The 17,993-nt window shown below is 71.8% G+C and carries 18 protein-coding genes; 8 read left to right on the top strand and 10 right to left on the bottom strand.

Features of this window, described 5'->3' with window-relative positions; translation table 11 throughout:
- Window positions 1-25: 25 nt before the first annotated feature.
- From ACIRSS_RS44755 to ACIRSS_RS44745, 3 genes are all read right to left on the bottom strand, one after another.
- Window positions 26-919 carry an alpha/beta fold hydrolase gene (locus ACIRSS_RS44755; protein ID WP_400906895.1) on the bottom strand — a complete coding sequence of 298 codons (894 nt, stop codon included), beginning with the start codon at window positions 917-919 and terminating at the stop codon, window positions 26-28.
- Window positions 919-2,241, bottom strand: coding sequence for a M20/M25/M40 family metallo-hydrolase (locus tag ACIRSS_RS44750; protein ID WP_400906892.1), 1,323 nt, complete (start codon window positions 2,239-2,241; stop codon window positions 919-921). Before ACIRSS_RS44750 ends, ACIRSS_RS44755 begins: the two co-directional genes overlap by 1 nt.
- A gap of 276 nt (window positions 2,242-2,517) precedes the next feature.
- A complete protein-coding gene (locus ACIRSS_RS44745) occupies window positions 2,518-3,171 on the bottom strand; it encodes a GntR family transcriptional regulator (RefSeq protein ID WP_400906889.1) in 654 nt (217 codons plus the stop codon).
- 118 nt (window positions 3,172-3,289) lie between these two features.
- Here ACIRSS_RS44745 and ACIRSS_RS44740 point away from each other — a divergent pair, with 118 nt between their 5' ends.
- The 3 genes from ACIRSS_RS44740 to ACIRSS_RS44730 are packed head-to-tail and all read left to right on the top strand — an operon-like array spanning window position 3,290 to window position 6,146.
- Window positions 3,290-4,045 (top strand): HpcH/HpaI aldolase/citrate lyase family protein, encoded by a 756-nt coding sequence (locus ACIRSS_RS44740; RefSeq protein WP_400906886.1) that lies wholly within the window; start codon window positions 3,290-3,292, stop codon window positions 4,043-4,045.
- Window positions 4,042-5,358, top strand: a complete 1,317-nt coding sequence (locus ACIRSS_RS44735) for an MFS transporter (protein ID WP_400906883.1) — start codon at window positions 4,042-4,044, stop codon at window positions 5,356-5,358. Before ACIRSS_RS44740 ends, ACIRSS_RS44735 begins: the two co-directional genes overlap by 4 nt.
- Window positions 5,355-6,146, top strand: coding sequence for a carbon-nitrogen hydrolase family protein (locus tag ACIRSS_RS44730; RefSeq protein WP_400906881.1), 792 nt, complete (start codon window positions 5,355-5,357; stop codon window positions 6,144-6,146). Before ACIRSS_RS44735 ends, ACIRSS_RS44730 begins: the two co-directional genes overlap by 4 nt.
- Window positions 6,147-6,171: 25 nt before the next feature.
- Here the strand turns inward: ACIRSS_RS44730 and ACIRSS_RS44725 are convergent, their stop codons facing one another.
- Window positions 6,172-7,179: a LacI family DNA-binding transcriptional regulator gene (locus ACIRSS_RS44725; RefSeq protein ID WP_400906880.1), complete on the bottom strand. Its 1,008-nt coding sequence runs from the start codon at window positions 7,177-7,179 to the stop codon at window positions 6,172-6,174.
- Window positions 7,180-7,359: 180 nt separating this feature from the next.
- Between ACIRSS_RS44725 and ACIRSS_RS44720 the strand changes: the two genes are divergently transcribed.
- Genes ACIRSS_RS44720 through ACIRSS_RS44705 form a run of 4 tightly spaced genes read left to right on the top strand, consistent with a single transcriptional unit; the run spans window position 7,360 to window position 11,739 of the window.
- Window positions 7,360-8,340 (top strand): hypothetical protein, encoded by a 981-nt coding sequence (locus tag ACIRSS_RS44720; RefSeq protein ID WP_400906877.1) that lies wholly within the window; start codon window positions 7,360-7,362, stop codon window positions 8,338-8,340.
- 22 nt (window positions 8,341-8,362) lie between these two features.
- Window positions 8,363-9,538 carry a CaiB/BaiF CoA transferase family protein gene (locus ACIRSS_RS44715; RefSeq protein ID WP_400906875.1) on the top strand — a complete coding sequence of 392 codons (1,176 nt, stop codon included), beginning with the start codon at window positions 8,363-8,365 and terminating at the stop codon, window positions 9,536-9,538.
- 42 nt (window positions 9,539-9,580) lie between these two features.
- Complete coding sequence (locus tag ACIRSS_RS44710; RefSeq protein WP_400906873.1) at window positions 9,581-10,807, top strand: epoxide hydrolase family protein; 1,227 nt, start codon at window positions 9,581-9,583, stop codon at window positions 10,805-10,807.
- Between the two features lie 53 nt (window positions 10,808-10,860).
- Window positions 10,861-11,739, top strand: a complete 879-nt coding sequence (locus tag ACIRSS_RS44705; RefSeq protein ID WP_400907802.1) for an IS5 family transposase — start codon at window positions 10,861-10,863, stop codon at window positions 11,737-11,739.
- 9 nt (window positions 11,740-11,748) lie between these two features.
- Here the strand turns inward: ACIRSS_RS44705 and ACIRSS_RS44700 are convergent, their stop codons facing one another.
- Complete coding sequence (locus tag ACIRSS_RS44700; RefSeq protein ID WP_400906870.1) at window positions 11,749-12,507, bottom strand: DinB family protein; 759 nt, start codon at window positions 12,505-12,507, stop codon at window positions 11,749-11,751.
- Between the two features lie 54 nt (window positions 12,508-12,561).
- The gene (locus ACIRSS_RS44695; protein ID WP_400906867.1) at window positions 12,562-13,317 is read right to left on the bottom strand and encodes an HpcH/HpaI aldolase/citrate lyase family protein; all 756 of its coding nucleotides are present in this window, start codon (window positions 13,315-13,317) and stop codon (window positions 12,562-12,564) included.
- Window positions 13,318-13,433: 116 nt separating this feature from the next.
- Here ACIRSS_RS44695 and ACIRSS_RS44690 point away from each other — a divergent pair, with 116 nt between their 5' ends.
- Window positions 13,434-13,592, top strand: a complete 159-nt coding sequence (locus ACIRSS_RS44690) for a hypothetical protein (RefSeq protein WP_400906866.1) — start codon at window positions 13,434-13,436, stop codon at window positions 13,590-13,592.
- A gap of 11 nt (window positions 13,593-13,603) precedes the next feature.
- On the opposite strand, the gene ACIRSS_RS44685 is transcribed toward ACIRSS_RS44690, so the two are convergent.
- The 4 genes from ACIRSS_RS44685 to ACIRSS_RS44670 form a co-directional block, all read right to left on the bottom strand.
- Window positions 13,604-14,359, bottom strand: a complete 756-nt coding sequence (locus ACIRSS_RS44685) for an alpha/beta fold hydrolase (RefSeq protein ID WP_400906864.1) — start codon at window positions 14,357-14,359, stop codon at window positions 13,604-13,606.
- Window positions 14,360-14,375: 16 nt separating this feature from the next.
- Window positions 14,376-14,744 carry a DoxX family protein gene (locus ACIRSS_RS44680; RefSeq protein ID WP_400906861.1) on the bottom strand — a complete coding sequence of 123 codons (369 nt, stop codon included), beginning with the start codon at window positions 14,742-14,744 and terminating at the stop codon, window positions 14,376-14,378.
- Window positions 14,745-14,803: 59 nt separating this feature from the next.
- Complete coding sequence (locus ACIRSS_RS44675; RefSeq protein WP_400906860.1) at window positions 14,804-17,101, bottom strand: glycosyl hydrolase family 95 catalytic domain-containing protein; 2,298 nt, start codon at window positions 17,099-17,101, stop codon at window positions 14,804-14,806.
- Between the two features lie 99 nt (window positions 17,102-17,200).
- Window positions 17,201-17,950, bottom strand: coding sequence for an SDR family oxidoreductase (locus ACIRSS_RS44670; RefSeq protein ID WP_400907801.1), 750 nt, complete (start codon window positions 17,948-17,950; stop codon window positions 17,201-17,203).
- Between the last annotated feature and the right edge of the window lie 43 nt (window positions 17,951-17,993).

The raw sequence follows: 17,993 nt of genomic DNA, 5'->3' as shown, positions 1-17,993 counted from the left end.
AGCATCCAGCCGAACAAAGATGTTGTCAAGAACTCTCGTCTTGTCGGTAACCGGTGTTGACCAGCGCGACCACCCGCGGCAGCACCTGCGCCGCGGCCTCCAGCGGCACGACGTGCCCGACGCCGGGCAGCACCACGGCCGTACCGTCGTCGAGGCCCGCGGCCCACTGCTCGACGTCGGACGCACGGACGATCCGGTCCCGCTCCCCCACGATCGCCGTCACCGGCAAGCCCGCGACCTGCGCCAACGCCGCGTCCCGGGCGTAGGCGTCCAGCGCCGGGCGGAAGAGCGACACCGTGTGCGGCCAGTTCCCGCGGATCATCTTCACCGTCAGTTCGACCAGCTCCGGGTCCGGGTCGTCGCCGAAGAGCCACCACCGCAGGCCCGCGCTGACCGCCCGGCTCGTGTGCTCCCGCACCACGCCGAAGAGCTTCGAGCCGAGCACCGCTTCGAGGTCGCGCGCCAGCTTGCCCAGCGCGTTCGGCCAGGCCGCCGAGACCTCGGTGGCGAGCGTCCCCGACGACGTCGCGAGCAGCACCAGCCCCGAAACCCGCGCCGCGAACAACGCCGGGTGCCGCTGGGACAGCGACATGATCGCCAGGCCGCCCATGTCGTGCCCGACCAGCACCACCCGGCCGGCCGGGACCTCGCGCTCGAGCAGCTCGGCGAGGTCGTCGCCGAGCTGCGCCATCGTCGCGGTGCCGCGCCGCGCCCGCCCCGAGCCGCCGTGGCCGCGCTGGTCGTAGGTCAGCACGGCCACCGGCCCGTCGGCGGCGTCCGGCACCAGCGGCGCGATCCGGCCCCAGCTGCGCTGGTCGAGCGCGTAGCCGTGGACGAACACCACGGTGACCGGCGCGCTCGGGTCGCCCCTGCGCACCACCTGCAGGGACGTGCCGTCGGCGAGCGCGAACGCGGTCATCAGGACGTGCGCAGGAACCGGTCCAGCACGCGGGTGCCGAACTTCAGCGCCTCCACCGGGACGCGCTCGTCGACGCCGTGGAACAGCGCCGAGAAGTCGAGGTCCGCGGGCAGCTTGAGCGGCGCGAAGCCGAAGTTGCGGATGCCCAGGTCCTGGAACGACTTCGCGTCCGTGCCGCCGGAAAGCATGTACGGCAGCGTCTTCGCGCCCGGGTCTTCGGCGAGCACGGCGGCGGTCATGGCGTCGACGAGGGCGCCGTCGAACGTCGTCTCGACCGGCGGGAGCTCCATCCACTCCTTCTCGATGTCCGGCCCGAGCAGCTCGTCGAGCTCGCGGTTGAACGCCTCGAGGCGGCCCGGCAGGATCCGGCAGTCCACGGTGGCTTCGGCGACCGACGGGATGACGTTCGACTTGTACCCGGCGGTGAGCATCGTCGGGTTGGCGGTGTCGCGCAGGGTCGCGCCGATCATCCGGGAGATGTTGCCCAGCTTGGCGACCGATCCTTCGAGGTCGTCCTCGGGGAAGTCCCAGCCGGTGATCTCGGTGACGCCGGCGAGGAACTCCTTCACGGAGTCGGAGAGCACCAGCGGGAAGCGGTGGTTGCCGAGCTTCGCGACGGCCTCGGCCAGCTTGGTGACGGCGTTGTCGCGGTGGATCATCGAGCCGTGCCCGGCGGTGCCGCGCACGCGCAGCTTCATCCAGCGGATGCCTTTTTCGGCCGTCTCGATCAGGTACGCGCGGACGTCGTCCTTGAGCGTGATCGAGAAGCCGCCGACCTCGCTGATCGCCTCGGTGACGCCTTCGAACAGCTCGGGGCGGTTCTCGACGAGCCACTGGGCGCCGTACTTGCCGCCGGCTTCTTCGTCGGCGAGGAAGGCGAAGACGAGGTCGCGCGGCGGCACGACGTTGTTCATCTTGTAGTGCCGGGCCAGCGCGAGCGCCATCCCGCACATGTCCTTCATGTCGACCGCGCCGCGGCCCCAGACGTAGTCGTCCTGGACCGCGCCGGAGAACGGGTGGACCGACCACTCGGAGGCGTCGGCGGGGACGGCGTCGAGGTGGCCGTGGATGAGCAGCCCGCCGCGGGACCGGTCGGCGCCTTCGAGCCGGACGATCACGTTGTGCCGGTTCTTCCCGCCCGACTCGACGTAGGTGATCTCGTAGCCGGCGTCGGTCAGCTTCTCCGCGACGTACTCGGCCGCCGCCCGTTCGCCGACCAGCGTGTCGGGGTCGCCGGTGTTGGTCGTGTCGATGCGGATGAGCTCGCTGGTCAGCGTGACGGCCTCGGCCGCGGCGGCTTCGATCAGGTTCGGTTCGGTCACCGGCCATTCCTATCATTCGGGTGGCCGGGTGCGCTGGCCGCGCGCCTGGTGGGACCGTCGCTCCCGGCGCCGATCACGCCGTCAGTTCGATGTCGCCCACGTACCAGGCGCTGGTCCTCGGCGACCGCGGCGCTCGATCGGCAGGCCGCGGCGTAGTCCCCCTTGAGTATCTGCGTGACCCAGCCGGTCACCGCTGCTTCCGGGTCTGTGCGGCACCCCGGTCCCCACGGTTTTCGCCGTGCAGGCGGCCGATCCCGGCAGCAGCGCCGCGCCGAATCAGCCGCGGTCGAGGGCCGAGACCACTTCCGCGACCGGGCGCAGGTGCTGGTTCAGGATCCGCAGCGCTTCCTCGGCGTCGTGCGCGTCCAGGGCGGCCACCAGCGCGCGGTGCTCGGCGTCGATCACCGGGAGCCGCTCCGGCCGGGCCTCCAGGGCCCGTACGGCGACGCGCTGCTGGCGCGAGCGCAGCGTGTCGTACAGCTCGGTCAGCACGGAGTTGCCCGCCGCGTTGACGATCGCGCGGTGGAACGCGCGGTCCAGGCCGGAGACCGCGAACCAGTCGCGGGCCTTCCCGGCCCGGTCCATCTCCTCGATCAGGCCGGCCATCTCCGCGGGCGCCCCCGCCCGGGCCGCGCAGACCTCGCCGATCGCGTGCCCCTCGATCAGCCGGCGGCTCTGGTAGACCTCCTCCAGCTCGCGCGCGGTGACCGTGCGGACCTGTGCGCCCTTGCGGGGCAGCAGGCTGATGAAGCGCTCGGCCTCCAGGCGGTGGAACGCCTCGCGGACCGGTGTCCGGGACACCCCGACCACGCCGGACACCCACTGCTCGTCCAGGAACCGGCCGCCTTCGAGCTCGCCCGCGATGATCCCGTCGCGCAGCCAGGCGTACACGCGGTCCCGCGCCGGCCCGGCCGGTGCGCTGGTCGTCATGCCTCTCCCCTCGTCGTCCCGGCGGCCAGCTTAGCGTCTGGACCCACAGATATCCATCGTGTATACACGGTGCACACAACGACCGGAGCTACCGTCGTCCGTGCGCAGGAGGTTCCCGATGTCCCCAGTCCCCGCCGACCGCCGCTACGCCGTCTGGCTCTCCGATCCCTCGTTCGCCGCGGCCGAAATCGCCCGCGGGATCGGCTACGGCGCCGCCGTCCTCGACATCGAGCACGGCGCGTTCGACCTGGCCGACCTCGAGCGGTTCGTCCCGTTCCTGCGCGCGCTGGGCCTGGAGGTGCTCGCCAAGGTCCTCGGCCCGGAACGCGGCCCGATCCAGCAGGCCCTCGACTTCGGCGCCGACGCGGTCGTCATCCCGCACGTCGAGAACGCGGCGCACGCCAAGGCCGTGACGGCGTACGCGAAGTTCCCGCCACTGGGCGACCGCAGCTTCGCCGGCGGCCGCACCACCGGCTACCGCGGCTTCACCGACGAATGGGTCGCCGAGCAGGACCGCGGCACGCGCTGCCTGCCGATGATCGAGGACGCCGGCGCGCTCGAAGACATCGCCGAAATCCTCGCACTGGACACAGTGGACGGTGTCTTCGTCGGGCCGTCCGACCTCTCGCTGCGGCGCGAGCGGGGCGCGTACAGCCGCGAGGAAGGCGACTTCGCCGATCTGAAGCGCGTCGCCGACGCGGCCCGCGCGGCCGGGAAGCCGTGGGTCCTGCCCGCGTGGAGCCGTGAGGAGAAGGAGTTCGCCCTCGCCCACGGGGCCGGGCAGCTCGCGCTGACGATGCAGCACGGCGCCCTCGTGGCCGGGCTCACCGCCGCCTTCGAGGAGACCACGTCGCTCGCGAAGCAGGCGCGATGACGACCGCGGTCCGCGCCGCGACGCGGAAGAGGACCCGGTGGACGATCGCCGGCGTGCTCGGCGTCGGGTCGTTCGTCAACTACGTCGACCGCGTCAACCTGTCCATCGCCGGGCCCGAGATGATGCGCGAGTTCCACCTCAGCGCGGCCCAGCTCGGCGTCGTGGCCTCGGCGTTCCTGTGGACGTACGCGGTGCTGCAGCTGCCGATCGGCGCGATCCTCGACCGGATCGGCGTCCGCTGGGTCAACCGCGCCGCCGCCGTCCTGTGGGCGATCGCGTCGTTCCTGACGGCGTCGGCGGGCGGGCTCGGCCTGCTCCTGGTCTCGCGGCTGGTGCTCGGCTTCGGCGAGGCGCCCACCATCCCGGCGGGCTGGAAGGCGATCGGCCAGTGGTTCCCGCGGTCCGAGCGCGGCCGCGCCACCGCGATCTTCGACGGCTGCGCCAAGATCTCCAACGTCCTCGGCATCCCGGTGATGGCGTTCCTCGTGACGGTGTTCAGCTGGCACGCGGCGTTCGTCTTCACCGGCGTCCTCAGCCTCGGCTACCTCCTCGTGTGGTGGCTGCTCTACCTGACACCGAAGCAGGCCCTCGAACGCGGGCGGCTGTCGCCCGAGGAGTTCGCGTACCTGCGCGAGGGCGGCGCGGACGACGAAGACGCGCCGGCGCCGAGTTCGCTCACGGGCCTGGGCCACCTGCTGCGCCGCCGCAAGACCTGGGGCCTCGCGCTCGGGTACGCGTCCTACACCTACGCCTACTACGTGCTGCTGACCTGGCTCCCGGGCTACCTGGAGAAGCAGTTCGGCGTGAAGCTGCTGGCCGGTGGCTTCTACACGATGATCCCGTGGCTGGTCGCGGTGCTCGCGCAGTTCCTCGTCGGCGGGATCGTGCTGGACCGGCTGATCGCCCGCAGCGGCGACGAGACCAAGGCGCGGCGGATCGTGCTCGTGGTGAGCATGCTGGTCTCGCTGTCGGTCGCCGGGGCCGCGTACGCCGGGTCGGTCGCGGTGGCCCTGGTGTTCCTGTCGATCGGCGCCGCCGGGCTCGCCGTGTCGGTGCCCGCCGGGTCCAGCATCGTCGCGGTCATCGCGCCGGAAGGCTGCTCCGGCACCCTCGGCGGGCTGGTCAACTTCGTCGCCAACATGATCGGCATCGCCGCGCCGATCGTGACCGGGGCCGTCGTGGACGTGACGGGCTCGTTCGCCGGCGCGTTCCTCGTCACCGGCGTGGTGCTGCTCGCCGGGATCTTCTGCTACACGGTCGTGCTCGGCAAGCTCGACCGCATGCCCGCCCCTCCCCGGAAGGAACCCGCATGACGCACGTGGCACTGGCGCAGTACGCGCCCGGCGACGACAAGGCCGCCAACCTGACGCTGATCACGAAGCTCGTGGGCGACGCGGCCGACCGCGGCGCGCGGGTGGTCGTGCTGCCCGAGTACGCGATGTTCACGGTCCCGGCGATGGATCGGCGGTTCGTGGACTCCGCCGAAGCGCTCGACGGCGAGTTCGTGACGGGCCTGCTCTCGCTGGCCGCCGCGCGGGGCGTCACGATCGTCGGCGGCATGAACGAGCGGCTCGACGGGGCGCGGATCTCCAACACCCTGGTCGCGGCCGGTCCGGACGGCGTGGTGGCGCGCTACCGCAAGATCCACCTGTACGACGCGTTCGGCTTCCGCGAGTCCGACGTCGTGCGCGCCGGGGAGATCACCGAGCCGGAGACGTTCGAGGTCGACGGCCTCCGCTTCGGCCTGCAGACGTGTTACGACCTCCGCTTTCCCGAGGTCACGCGGCGGCTGGCCGACGCGGGCGCCGACGTCGTGCTGCTGCCGGCCGAGTGGGTGCCCGGGCCGCTGAAGGAGTACCACTGGAGCACGCTGGTCCGCGCCCGCGCGATCGAGAACACGCTGTACGTCGCCGCCGCGGGCCAGGCCGCGCCGACCGGGTCGGGCACCAGCATGCTCGTGGACCCGATGGGCGTGGTCGTCACGTCGCTCGGTGAACAGACCGGGGTGGCCGTGGGCGAGGTCTCCGCCGAACGGATCGCCGAGGTGCGGGCGAAGAACCCCGCGCTGGAGCTGCGGCGGTTTTCGGTGGTGCCGCGCTAGCGGCCGGGGACGGGGTGCCGCCGGCTCAGGCGACGGTCGCGATCGTTTCGCCCGCCACCGGCGGGCACGTCAGCAACCGGTGCCGCGGCGGCTCCCCCGTCCCCGGCTCGACCAGCGAGGCCAGCAGTCGCACGGCTGCCCGGCCCAGCGCCCGCCTCGGCACCTCGAACCCGCTGACCACCGGCCCCGCCGTGCCGCCCGGGGGCCGTCCCAGTACCGCCAGCGAGACGTCCCCCGGCACCGAAACCCCCGCCGCGCGCAGGGCCCGGCGCGTCCCGTCGAACGCCGCGAACGTGTCGGTCTCCTCGACGACCAGCGCCGTCACGCCGTCGGCCAGCCAGCTCGCGATCGTCGCCGGCGCCAGGTCCGTGCCGTCGGTGCGGGTCACCGCCAGGGACAGTCCCGCGTCGATCGCCGCCCCGCGCACGCCGCGTTCGCGGTCGCCCGACGACGGCGCCTCGTCCGGCTCGCGCAGGTAACGCACACGTCGGTGGCCCGCGCGCGCCAGCCGCGTGATCACCTCGGCCGACGCCGACACGTAGTCCGCGCCCACGTGCGGGATGCGGCCGTCCAGCTCGGTGCGCCGTCCGATGTAGACGATCGGGAAGCCCGCGTCCAGGAGGCCGGCGATCGCGTCGACCGGGACGTGCCGGCCGAGGAACAGGCAGCCGTCGGCGAGCCGGGTACGGCGGATCCGGTCGGGTGCCGCGCTCGACGCCGTGAACATGATCAGGTCCTTGCCGAGCGCGGCCGCTTCCGCCTCGACGCCGGCCAGGATCGGGTAGTAGACGTCGGCGACGTCCGGGAACGCGGGGGTGAACGTGTACACGCCGAGCAGGTTGTTGCGCGTCGAGGTCAGCCGCGAAGACACCGGATCGGGGACGTACCCCAGCCGCTCGGCCGCCTCCAGCACGCGCAGCCGCGTCCGCTCCGACAGCCGGACACCGGTGCGGTTGCCGCCCAGCACCACCGACACCGTCGCCTGCGAGACCCCCGCCACGCGCGCGATGTCGGCCTGCCGGACCCTGCCCATCGCCACCTCGCTCGGAGTCAGCCGATCCGATCCAGCGTGCAAGCGCGCCCGGGGGCCGTCAACGGTTTTGCCCGAAACTGCAGCAAACCTGTCCCGACCGTACTAATACGTATTACTCCCTTGATCCAGCGTGTCCGGGCGTGACACCGTCGCCGCACACCGGACCTCGAAGGAGCGGTCATGACCCTCACCCGACGCGGCCTGCTGGCCGGCGCCGCCGCGCTCGGCGCGAGCGCGCTGATCCCGGCCGTCGCCACCGCCGCACCCGCCGGCTTCCCGGACTACCGCTACCAGCGGCTCGCCCTCGTCAAGAGCAAGCTGCGCTACAACCCGACCGGCGAGCTGATCTTCCCGTGCATCCGCGGCACGAAAGACCGGATCCCCAACGCCCTCGCCGCGTATTACCTCTACTACGCGCCGCACGACGCCCCGGGCGGCATCTGCCTGGCCTACGCGAATTCCCTCGACGAGGAGTTCACCGAGTACGCCGGCAACCCGATCATCAAGAACTCCTGGCCGGGCGAGTACTCCGTCAGCCACGTCTCCTCGCCGCACGCGCTGTGGAACGACGACGTCAACCGGATCTACCTGTACTTCCACGGCGAGAACACCGTCACCCGGCTCGCCAGCTCGGCCGACGGCATCCACTTCAGCTACGAGAAGGAAGTCCTCTCGACGCGGCTGCAGCCCGCGGGCACCACCGAGACGTCGTACGCGCGGGTGTTCCGCCAGGACCTGCCGTCGAAGAACGCCCGGTACGTCATGGTGTTCATGCTCAACAACACCACGAACCACCGCGACATCGGCTGGGGCTGGTCGCCCGACGCGCTGAACTGGACGTTCTCGCAGACGCCGCTCGTGCGCCACACCGACGTCGGCGCGAACGACATCGGCGGCCCGCACCTGCTGTACCGCAACAACAGCACGTACGTCGTCTACAACACCGACATCGCGCACGGCGGGAAGCTGATGATCACCGAGGTCGGCAATGACTTCTCGAAGCGCGACCACCTCGGGACGTTCCACACCCCGCTCGCCGGCGCGCCGGACAACGGGCGGTCCGCGGCGCCCAGCTTCGGCACCTACCAGGGCCGCGAGTACATGATCTACGAGGCGGGCGAGCGGCTCGCCGGGAACATCGCCATCGCCCGCGCGGTCTGACCCCGGGTGGCAGGATGCGGCCATGCGCTCCCTGCCCCTCGACGGCGTCACCGTCGTGTCCTGCGAACAGGCGGTCGCCGCGCCCCTGGCCACCCGCCACCTCGCCGACCTCGGGGCCCGGGTGGTCAAGATCGAGCGGCCGGGCACCGGCGACTTCGCCCGCGCCTACGACGAAACCGTGCGCGGCCAGTCCAGTCACTTCGTCTGGCTGAACCGGTCCAAGGAGAGCGTCACGCTCGACCTCAAGAGCGACGCCGCCGCGCCGGTCATGGCGGCGCTGCTCGACCGGGCCGACGTGTTCGTGCAGAACTTCGCCCCCGGCGTCGCGGACCGGCTCGGGCTCGGGGCGGCGGCGATCCGCGCGGCACGGCCGCGGCTGATCACGTGCTCGGTCTCGGGCTACGGGTCGAGCGGGCCGTACCGCGACGCGAAGGCGTACGACCTGCTCATCCAGTCCGAAGCCGGCCTGGTTTCGGTGACGGGGTCGGAGACCGAGCCGGCGAAGAGCGGCATCCCGGCCGCGGACATCGGCGCGGGGATGTACGCGTTCTCCGGCATCCTGTCGGCGCTCTACGACCGGGAACGCACCGGGCAGGGCACCGAGCTGGAGGTCAGCCTGTTCGACTCGCTGGTCGAGTGGATGGGGTTCCCGCTCTACTACGCCGGCTACGGCGGCACGCCCCCGCCGCGCACCGGGACCAGCCACCCGGCGATCGCGCCCTACGGCACCTTCGCCGCGGGGGACGGGACCGAGATCGTGCTGGCGGTGCAGAACGAACGCGAGTGGGCGGCGTTCTGCGAGCACGCCGTCGAACGGCCGGAGTGGGTCACCGACGAGCGGTACGCCACCGGCAGCGCCCGCGTCGCCCACCGGCCGGAGCTGGAACACGAGATCGACGCGATCTTCGCGCGGCTGACCGGCACCGAGCTGGAGTCGCGGCTGAGCCGGGGCCGGATCGCCCACGCGCGCCGCCGCGATCTGCCCGACGTCCTGGCGCACCCCCAGCTCACGGCGCGCGACCGGTTCGCCGAGGTCACGACGCCGGGCGGGCCGGTCCGGGCCACGCTGCCGCCGATCACCGTCGCCGGCCGCGCGCCGCGAATGGACCCGGTGCCGGCATTGGGCGAGCACACCGACGCGGTGCTGGCGGAGTTCGGGTTCGACGCGGTGGACCTGCGCCGCCGGGGCGTCCTGTAAAGCAGGTGATCTTGCGGGCGGACGTCTGCGAGAATGGCCGTCATGACCGCCTTTCCCTTGGCGCCCAAACCGATCCACGTGCCCGACGCGGTCCTCGACGACCTGCGCGCCCGGCTGGCGCTGACCCGGCCGCCGGTGGACGAGGACAACGAGGACTGGTCGTACGGCGTCCCGGCCGGCTACCTCGGCGAGCTGGTCACCCACTGGCGCGACGGCTTCGACTGGCGCAAGGCCGAAGCCGCCATCAACGCCTACGAGCACTACGAAGTGCGCGTCGCCGGGGTCCCGGTGCACTTCATGCGCAAGCCCGGCCGCGGCCCGCGCCCGATCCCGCTGATCCTGACCCACGGCTGGCCGTGGACCTTCTGGCACTGGTCGAAGGTGATCGACGCGCTCGCCGACCCGGCCGCGTCCGGCGGCGACCCCGCCGACGCGTTCGACGTCATCGTGCCGTCGCTGCCCGGGTTCGGGTTCCCCGGCCCGCTCACCGGCTTCCCGGACGTCAACTTCTGGAAGGTGTCCGACCTCTGGCACACGCTGATGACCGAGACCCTGGGCTACGAAAAGTACGCCGCCGGGGGCTGCGACATCGGCGGGATCGTCACCAGCCAGCTCGGCCACAAGTACGCCGATGAGCTCTACGGCATCCACATCGGCTCGGGCCTGCCGCTCGACTTCTTCACCGGCCCGCGCGCCTGGAGCCTGACGCGCAACCGGCCCCTCACCGACGACCAGCCCGCCGACATCCGGGCCCGGATCATCGAGCTGGACCACCGTTCGGCGGCCCACCTGACCGTGCACATGCTCGACGGCGCCACCCTCGCGCACGGGCTGAGCGACTCCCCCGCCGGTTTGCTCGCCTGGCTGCTGGAGCGCTGGACCGCGTGGAGCGACAACGGCGGCGACGTCGAGTCGGTGTTCACCAAGGACGACCTGCTCACCCACGCGACGATCTACTGGGCGACCAACTCGATCGCCACGTCGATGCGCTACTACGCCAACGCGAACCGCTACCCGTGGACGCCGTCGCACGACCGCACGCCGGTCGTGGAGGCGCCGACCGGCCTCACCTTCGTCACCTACGAGAACCCGCCGGGCATCCACACCGCCGACGAGCGGGTCCGGGCGTTCGAGAACGGCCCGCAGGCCGCGTGGTTCAACCACGTCAACGTCGCCGCCCACGACCACGGCGGCCACTTCATCCCGTGGGAGAACCCGGACGCCTGGGTGGCCGACCTGCGCCGCACCTTCCGGGACCGCCGACTCTAGGGTCTGTCCTCAAAGCTGGTTCGGGTGATCTTCTGCTTTGATCTTTGGTCGTGGTGCGTAGGCATGAGCTGACCGATGAGCAGTGGCTGGTCATTCAGCCGTTGCTACCGGTGTCTGGTGCGAGGGGTCGTCCGCGGGTGGATGACTCGCGGGTGATCAACGGGATGTTGTTCAAGGCCAAGACGGGTGTGGCGTGGCGGGACCTGCCGCGGCGGTATGGACCGTGGAAGACGGTCTATAGCCGGTTCTGGCGCTGGTCACGGACCGGGACCCTGTCCGTGCTGGTGGCGAAGGTGCAGGTGCTGGCCGAGGCGATTGACGAACTCGACCGGGAAGTGTCATTGGATTCCAGCATCGTGCGGGCGCATCAGCACGCCGCCGGTGCTCGCCGTGTCCCGGTGTCTCACACAGGGGCCAGCGGATCCTGCGGCGGGCAGAGCGAGCCAGGTGATCATGCCATCGGCCGGTCCCGTGGCGGACTCACCACCAAGATCCACCTCGCCTGCGACGGCCACGGGCGGACCTTGTCGGTGGTGTTGACCGGCGGCAACGTCAACGACCGCACCCAGTTCACCACGGTCATGGCCGGTGTCGAGTTCCGCCGCCGGGGTCCGGGGCGACCGGCGAGCCGGCCCAGCAGCGTGCTGGCGGACAAGGGCTACTCCGGCCACGCCATCCGCACTTACCTGCGTCGGCAACGCATCCCGGCGACCATTCTCAAACGCCGAGATCAACGAGCCAACCGGCTACGCCGCGGCCGGGCCGGTGGCCGCCCACCAGCCTTCGACCGTGCCGCCTACCGCCGCCGCAACATCGTCGAACGGTGCTTCAACCGACTCAAGCAATTCCGCGCCATCGCCACCCGCTTCGACAAGACCGCCGCCTCCTACCGGAGCATGATCGACCTGGCCACACTGCGCCTCTGGCTTTGACGACACGCCCTAGGACGCACCGGCCTCGAGCGCCGCGAGGTCGCGCACCGCGTAACGGTGGTGCTCGGCTTCCTCCTTCAGCACCACCTTGAGGCAGCGGCGCACGACGTACTCCTGCTCGGGATACGGGTCGGCCGGCTTGCGGCCGCACACCCGGTCGAGCTCCGCCTCGGTGAGTCCGTCGACCACACGCCGCATCACGGCCATGCGGGCGAGGCGCGGCTCGAGCACCTCGTCGAGCGTCGGGGTGGCTTCGAGGGTGAGGCCGAGCTTCGCCGCCTCCTCCGGCGGCGTCCCTCCGGCGGGGAAGCCCAGCGGGTGGTAGGGCGCTTCCTCCTCGAGCACGGCGTTGCCGAGCCACGCATCGCAGGCGAACAGCAGGTGCCGGTGCGTCTCGACGAACGACCACTCGCCGTCGACCCGCTCGTGCAGCTTGGCCTCGGGCAGCAACCTCGCCCGGTCGAGCGTCGCGGTCCACGCCTTCTCGATGGTGTCCCAAGCGGTCCGGTAGTCCTCGGGAGAAACCGCGTTCCGCGCCAGCACCCGCGCGGGGTGCCGGCGGTCGAGCTCGGCCTCGACATACGCGGTGACGTCGATGTCGTTGACGACGACGCGCCCGAAGTCGCCACCGAGGTAGACGTCGGTGCCGTAGCAGTCGACGATCTTCAGGCCGTTCACCTCGCAGTCGCGGATCTCGAGGCCCGCGAGGTCGCACAAGTGGATACGGGCACCGCGGAACCGGTCGCTCTGGGTGTATTCGGAAGCCATCGCAGCAGTCTCGCACCACGGCCCGCGACTCCGCAGCGTCTTCCGGGAAGTGCCTTAGTCCCCCAGGATCCGCCGGGCCCGGGCGAGGACCGGCTTGTCCACCATGGAGCCGTCCACAGTGGACGCCGACTCCCCCGCCGTGACGACCCGGCGCGCCCACTCCCGTTCGGCCTCGGTCGGCGCGAACCCGGCGCGGACCGGTTCGATCTGACGCGGGTGGATGCACAGCTTGCCGCCGAAGCCCATCCGGCGGGCGTACCGGACGTCGGCGGCCAGCCGGTCGTCGTCGCGCAGGTCGGTCGTGACGCCGTCCACCGGCGGGGCGAGGCCGGCCGCGGCGGACGCGACCACCAGCCGCGAGCGCGCGTAGGCGAACGGTTCCGGGTCCTCGGGCGCGACGCCGAGCTCCGCGGCCAGGTCGACGCTGCCGAACGCCAGCCGCGTCACCGACGGGACGGCGGCCAGCTCACCGGCGCGTTCGACGCCGCGCGCCGTCTCGACGAGCGCCACGACCTCGCGGAACCCGGCCAGCACGCCGGGGGTTTCGGCCTTCGGCACGACGACCGGGACGCCGCGCGCGGCCACCAGGGCGGCGTCGGCGTCGAACCACGGCGTGCCGGGGGCGTTGATCCGGACCGCGGCCCGGTCGGTTTCGAGCCAGGCCGCGACCGCCGCGCGGGCGGCGTCCTTGTCGGCCGGGGCGACGGCGTCTTCGAGGTCCAGGATCACGACGTCGGCGCCGCTCGCGACGGCCTTGCCGAAGCGGTCGGGCCGGTCGCCGGGCACGAACAGGTAAGTGGTCGCGGGCACGCCCCTCAGCGTAGTAAGGGATCGCGGCGCCGGAGAGTGCGCGTTCACCCCATGCGGCGACGGTCCCCTCAGGACGAACGTGGAGTTCGTCGAAAGACCTGAGTGAGGAGAAGGCCATGCGCGGCGACTGGATCTACGACTGGGTGCGAGTGGAAATGGAGTACCGGGCCGGGTCTGCCCAACCGGTCCGGCCCCGGCGGGAAGCACCGCGCCACTGGGCGGCGCTGTGGACAGGCCTGTTCTCGGCCCGGCGGGTCGAGGTGCGGCACGGCTAGCCGCTGACCGGCTACGCGTGCGCGTCGAGGAACCGCTTCAGCTCCGGGTTCACCGCCTCCGCGTGCGTGTAGCTCAGGAAGTGGGCACCGCCGTCGACGACGACCAGGGGTTCGGCCGCGGGCAGGGCGTCCGCCAGCTCGGCCGCCCGCTCGACGGGGTAGGCGAGGTCCGCCGAGCCGTGCAGCACCAGCGCCGGGCACGTGATCTCGCCCGCCCGTGACAGCACCTCGTCGCGGTCGACGAGCGCGCCCATCGTCAGCGTCAGCTGCGACGGCGGCACCGACGCCCACCGCTCCTTGTCCGCCGAGGCGTCGAAGTCGCCGAAGCAGATCTGGGCGACGCCGTCGAGCACCTCGGGTGGCGCTCCTCCGCTGACCCACGCGTCGAGCACCGCCCGGTAGCCGGCGGCGACGGCGGGGTCCTCGGCCGCCGCCGACGTGCCGAGCACCGCGATCGCGGACACGCGCGCCGGCGCCAGCAGCGCCATCCGCAGCGCGACGAACCCGCCCTGGCTGGTCCCGACCACCGCCGCGCGCGAAACGCCGAGGTGGTCGAGCACGCCGAGGACGTCCCGCGCGACGTCCCAGTAGTCGAACGGCTCAGTGGCAGGCGTGCGGCCGTGGCCGCGCTCGTCGACCGTGACGCACCGGAAGCCGTCGAAGGCCGCGAGCTGCGGGGCGAACATGCCGCCGTCCATCAGGAAGCTGTGCAGCAGCACGACCACCGGCCCGTCACCGCCGTGGTCGGTGTAACCGGGAAGCGTCATCGATCCTCCGAGGGTCTCAGCCGGCGAACCGGCCCACCGCCACGAACGCCGCCAGTACCAGCAGCACGACGTTCATCGGCAGCGCCTTGGTTTCCTTGCGCCGCGCGTGCACGATGATCGCACCGATCTGGACCACCGCCAGTCCGGTGGCGGCCAGCGGCGTCAGCACCGGCGCGATGTCGAGCGCCCACGGCAGGATCAGCCCGATCGCGCCGAGGATCTCGACGGCGCCGATGCCCTTGACCGCCGCGTCGGAGAAGTCCGCCGTCCAGCCCATGTTCGGGTTTTCCAGCAGCTTCTTCCGCGGCGTCGCGAGCTTCATGCCGCCGGCGGCTAGGTACAGCGCGGCGAGCAGACCCGCCACGACCCACAGGACGACGTTCACGGTGACCTCCGGTCCGAAGAAAGTGATTGAACACTACATCTCTTTCCGGAGGTTACTCCTCAACTTGGCTGGACCGTGACCGACTGCCCCGGCCGCAGGCTGATCGCCCGGCGCCACCGTCCGGCGCGCACCTCCGTCCGGGTCCCGCCGACGCTCGTGATCACCGCCCGCGTCACCTTCCCGTCGCGCCAGGCCAGGTCGACCTCGAAGCCGCCGCGCGCGCCGAGGCCGGTCACCCGGCCCGACCCGGCCCACGCCGAGGGCAGCGCCGGCAGCAGCTCCAGCACCCCCGGCCGCGAGTAGACGAGCATCTCGGCCATCGCCGCCGGCGCGCCGAGGTTCGCGTCGATCTGGAAGATCGTGTAGCTGCCCTGGCTGTACATGTCGAAGAAGTTCGGCGCGGTGCCGTTGCCGTTCGCGACCGATGGCCGCAGGACCGTGAGCAGCAGCTGGTACGCGCGGTCGGCGTCCTTGAGCCGCGCCCAGCACGCCGACCGCCACGCGGTCGCCCAGCCGTAGCTGTCCATCCCGCGCGCGACGAGCAGCGCGCTCACGCCGTCGAGCAGCTCCGGCGGCGCCGTGTCGGCGGCGATGCGGTCGCCGGGGAAGAAGCCGATCAGCGGGGACAGGTGCCGGTGCGTCGTCTCGCCGAGGTTGTCCGGCGACATCCACTCCTCGAGCCAGCCGGTCGTCGGGCTCACCTTCGGCAGGTACAGCTTCCGCTGCAGGCCCGCGATCCGGTCGCCGTACGCGCGGTCGCGCCCCAGGACCGCGACGGCTTCGCGGTAGTGCTCGAACAGGTCCCAGACGATCTCCTGCGAGTAGGTGTTCCCGCGGGTGTCCTGCGGGCCGTGCTCGGGCGACCAGTCGTGGTCATCGACGAGCACCTCGCGGCCGTCGACCGTCATCGGGACCAGCCGGGCCTCCCAGAACTCGGCCGCGCCCTTGAGCAGCGGGTAGATCCGCGCGAGGTACGCCTTGTCCTGGGTGAACGCGTAGTGGTCCCACAGCGAGTTGCACAGCCACGCGTTGCCGGCGGGGTGCCACCACCAGCCGGAGCCGCCGTAGATGTTCGTCGAGAACGCGACGGCCCAGCCGGCGATCTTGCCGCTGGTGTTGCGGAAGCGGTTCCTCGGGTCGTTGAACAGCCGCTGCGTGCTGTCCGTCCACACGGGAAGCTGCGCGAGGCAGTAGTCGGCCAGGGCAGTGAAGCTCCCGGGCAGCGCCGCCCGGTCGGCCAGCCAGTAGTTCATCTGGACGTTGATGTCGGTGTGGTAGTCGCTCATCCAGTCCGGCGTGTTGGTGTTCTGCCACAGCCCCTGCAGGCTCATCGGCAGCCCGTCGCGCGAGCCCGTGATCGTCAGGTACCGGCCGAACTGCAGGTAGCTCGCCTCCAGTTCCGGGTCCGGCGTCGCCGGGTCGTCGTGGCGGGCCAGCAGCCGCGACCACGTGTCCAGCGCCCGCTTCGCCGGCGGCGACTGGCCCAGGTCGACGGTCATCCGGTCGTAGAGCCGCCGGTAGTCGGCGACGTGGGTGGCCAGCAGCGCGCCGCCCCCGGCGCGCTGGGCCTTCGACGCCTTCTGCTTCGCGAGGGACAGGGGGTCGAGGGACGTGTCGAGGAACTTCCGGGCCGCGTCAGGCACGTAGTTGGTGCCGCCGCCCACGACGATGACGACCTCGCGGCTACCGCTGAACGTCGCTCCGGACGTGGTGCACGCGTACTTCAGGCCGTTGGCGAACGTGCCGGTGAACGCCGCCGCGCCGGACATGGTCTCGCCCCGGGTGGGCTCCAGCGACACCGAGCCGGTGACGGGCCCGCCGCTGAGCCGGATCACCACGACGTCGTCGGGGTGGCTCGCGAAGTACTCGCGGCGGTACCGCACGCCCTGGTGCCGGTAGGTGATCACGACGACGCCGTTGCTCAGGTCGAGCGTGCGGCGGTACTCGGTGACGCCGGTGTGCGCGGGCACCGAGATCCGCAGCTTCGCCAGCAGGCCGAGGGTGCCGAACTTCTCGCGTTCGTAGGGGAACTGGCCGTCGTCCTCGAGGACGTCGTTGGCGCCGCCGGTCCACAGCGACGCGTCGGCGAGGTAGAGGAAGTCGGCGGCCGGGTCACCCCCGACGAGGGCACCGATCCGACCATTGCCGATCGGCAGGCCCTGCTCGATGATCTTGTCCTCGGCCGCGGGCGCCGGGTACCACAGCGTCGTCGCCCGGCCGTCCGGCACGAGATCCGCCTCGGCCGGACGCAGGACCTCCGCATGGGCTACAAAAGGAGGAATGCCACTGAAGGCGAGACCGGCGCCGACCGCGCCACCGAGCTTGAAGAAGGTACGGCGAGAGGGAGGGTTCGACATGTCGGATCCGTTCGGCGTTGAAGGCGGGGACCGGCGTGCAGCCCGCCAAACATATGACCTATCCGGATCGGAGGTCAAGATTCTTCGTAATTAATCCGATTACATCCGAGCATGCTCGGTGAGGTACTCCTGGAACGTGATCTCGCCGTCGCGGTGCTCGGGCGCCAGGTGACCACCGTCGGCGTAGGCCCGGAACGTCTCCCCCGGCACCTTCAGCGGCACGATCCGCCGGAACCGCCCGTTCGCCTCGCCGACGGCCTGGGCCAGCTCGGTCGCCGTCAGGACCTCCGGGCCGCCGAAGTCCGGCACCCGGCCCGCCGGGTCGTCCTGCGCCAGCGACGTCAACCGGCGGGCGACGTCCCGGACGTCCACCGGCTGGAAGGAGACCCGCGGCACCGGCACCACGGGGAGCCGGGTCGCGCCCGCGAGGAGCGTCCGAACCAGGCCGTGGAACTGCGTCGCCCGCTGGATCGTGTGGGGCAGACCGGAGGAAGCGATGAGCTCTTCGGTCTCGTGCTTCGTCCGGTAGTAGCCGAGCGGGACGCGGTCGACGCCGACGATCGAGACGTAGACCAGGTGCGTGACCCCCGCCCAGCGGGCCGCTTCGACCAGCGTCGCGGCCAGCTCCGCTTCGCGCCCGAAGTAGTCGGTCGCGCAGTGGACGACGACGTCGACGCCGGCCACGGCGCTGTCGACGCCCCGCCCGGTCCGCAGGTCACCGCGGACGACGTCCGGCGCGGCCCGCCTGCTCAGCACCCGGACCTCTTCGCCCGCCGCCCGCAGCCGCGCCACGACCGCCGAGCCGAGCTGCCCGGTGCCGCCGGTGACCAGGATCCGCACGTCGACCACCTCCGGCGCCATCCTGGCACGGCGGTGCCCGCCGGGAAAACGC

The organism is Amycolatopsis sp. NPDC101161, from assembly GCF_044768185.1.
Lineage (GTDB): Bacteria > Actinomycetota > Actinomycetes > Mycobacteriales > Pseudonocardiaceae > Amycolatopsis.
This window is presented reverse-complemented; position numbering and strand designations above follow the sequence as displayed.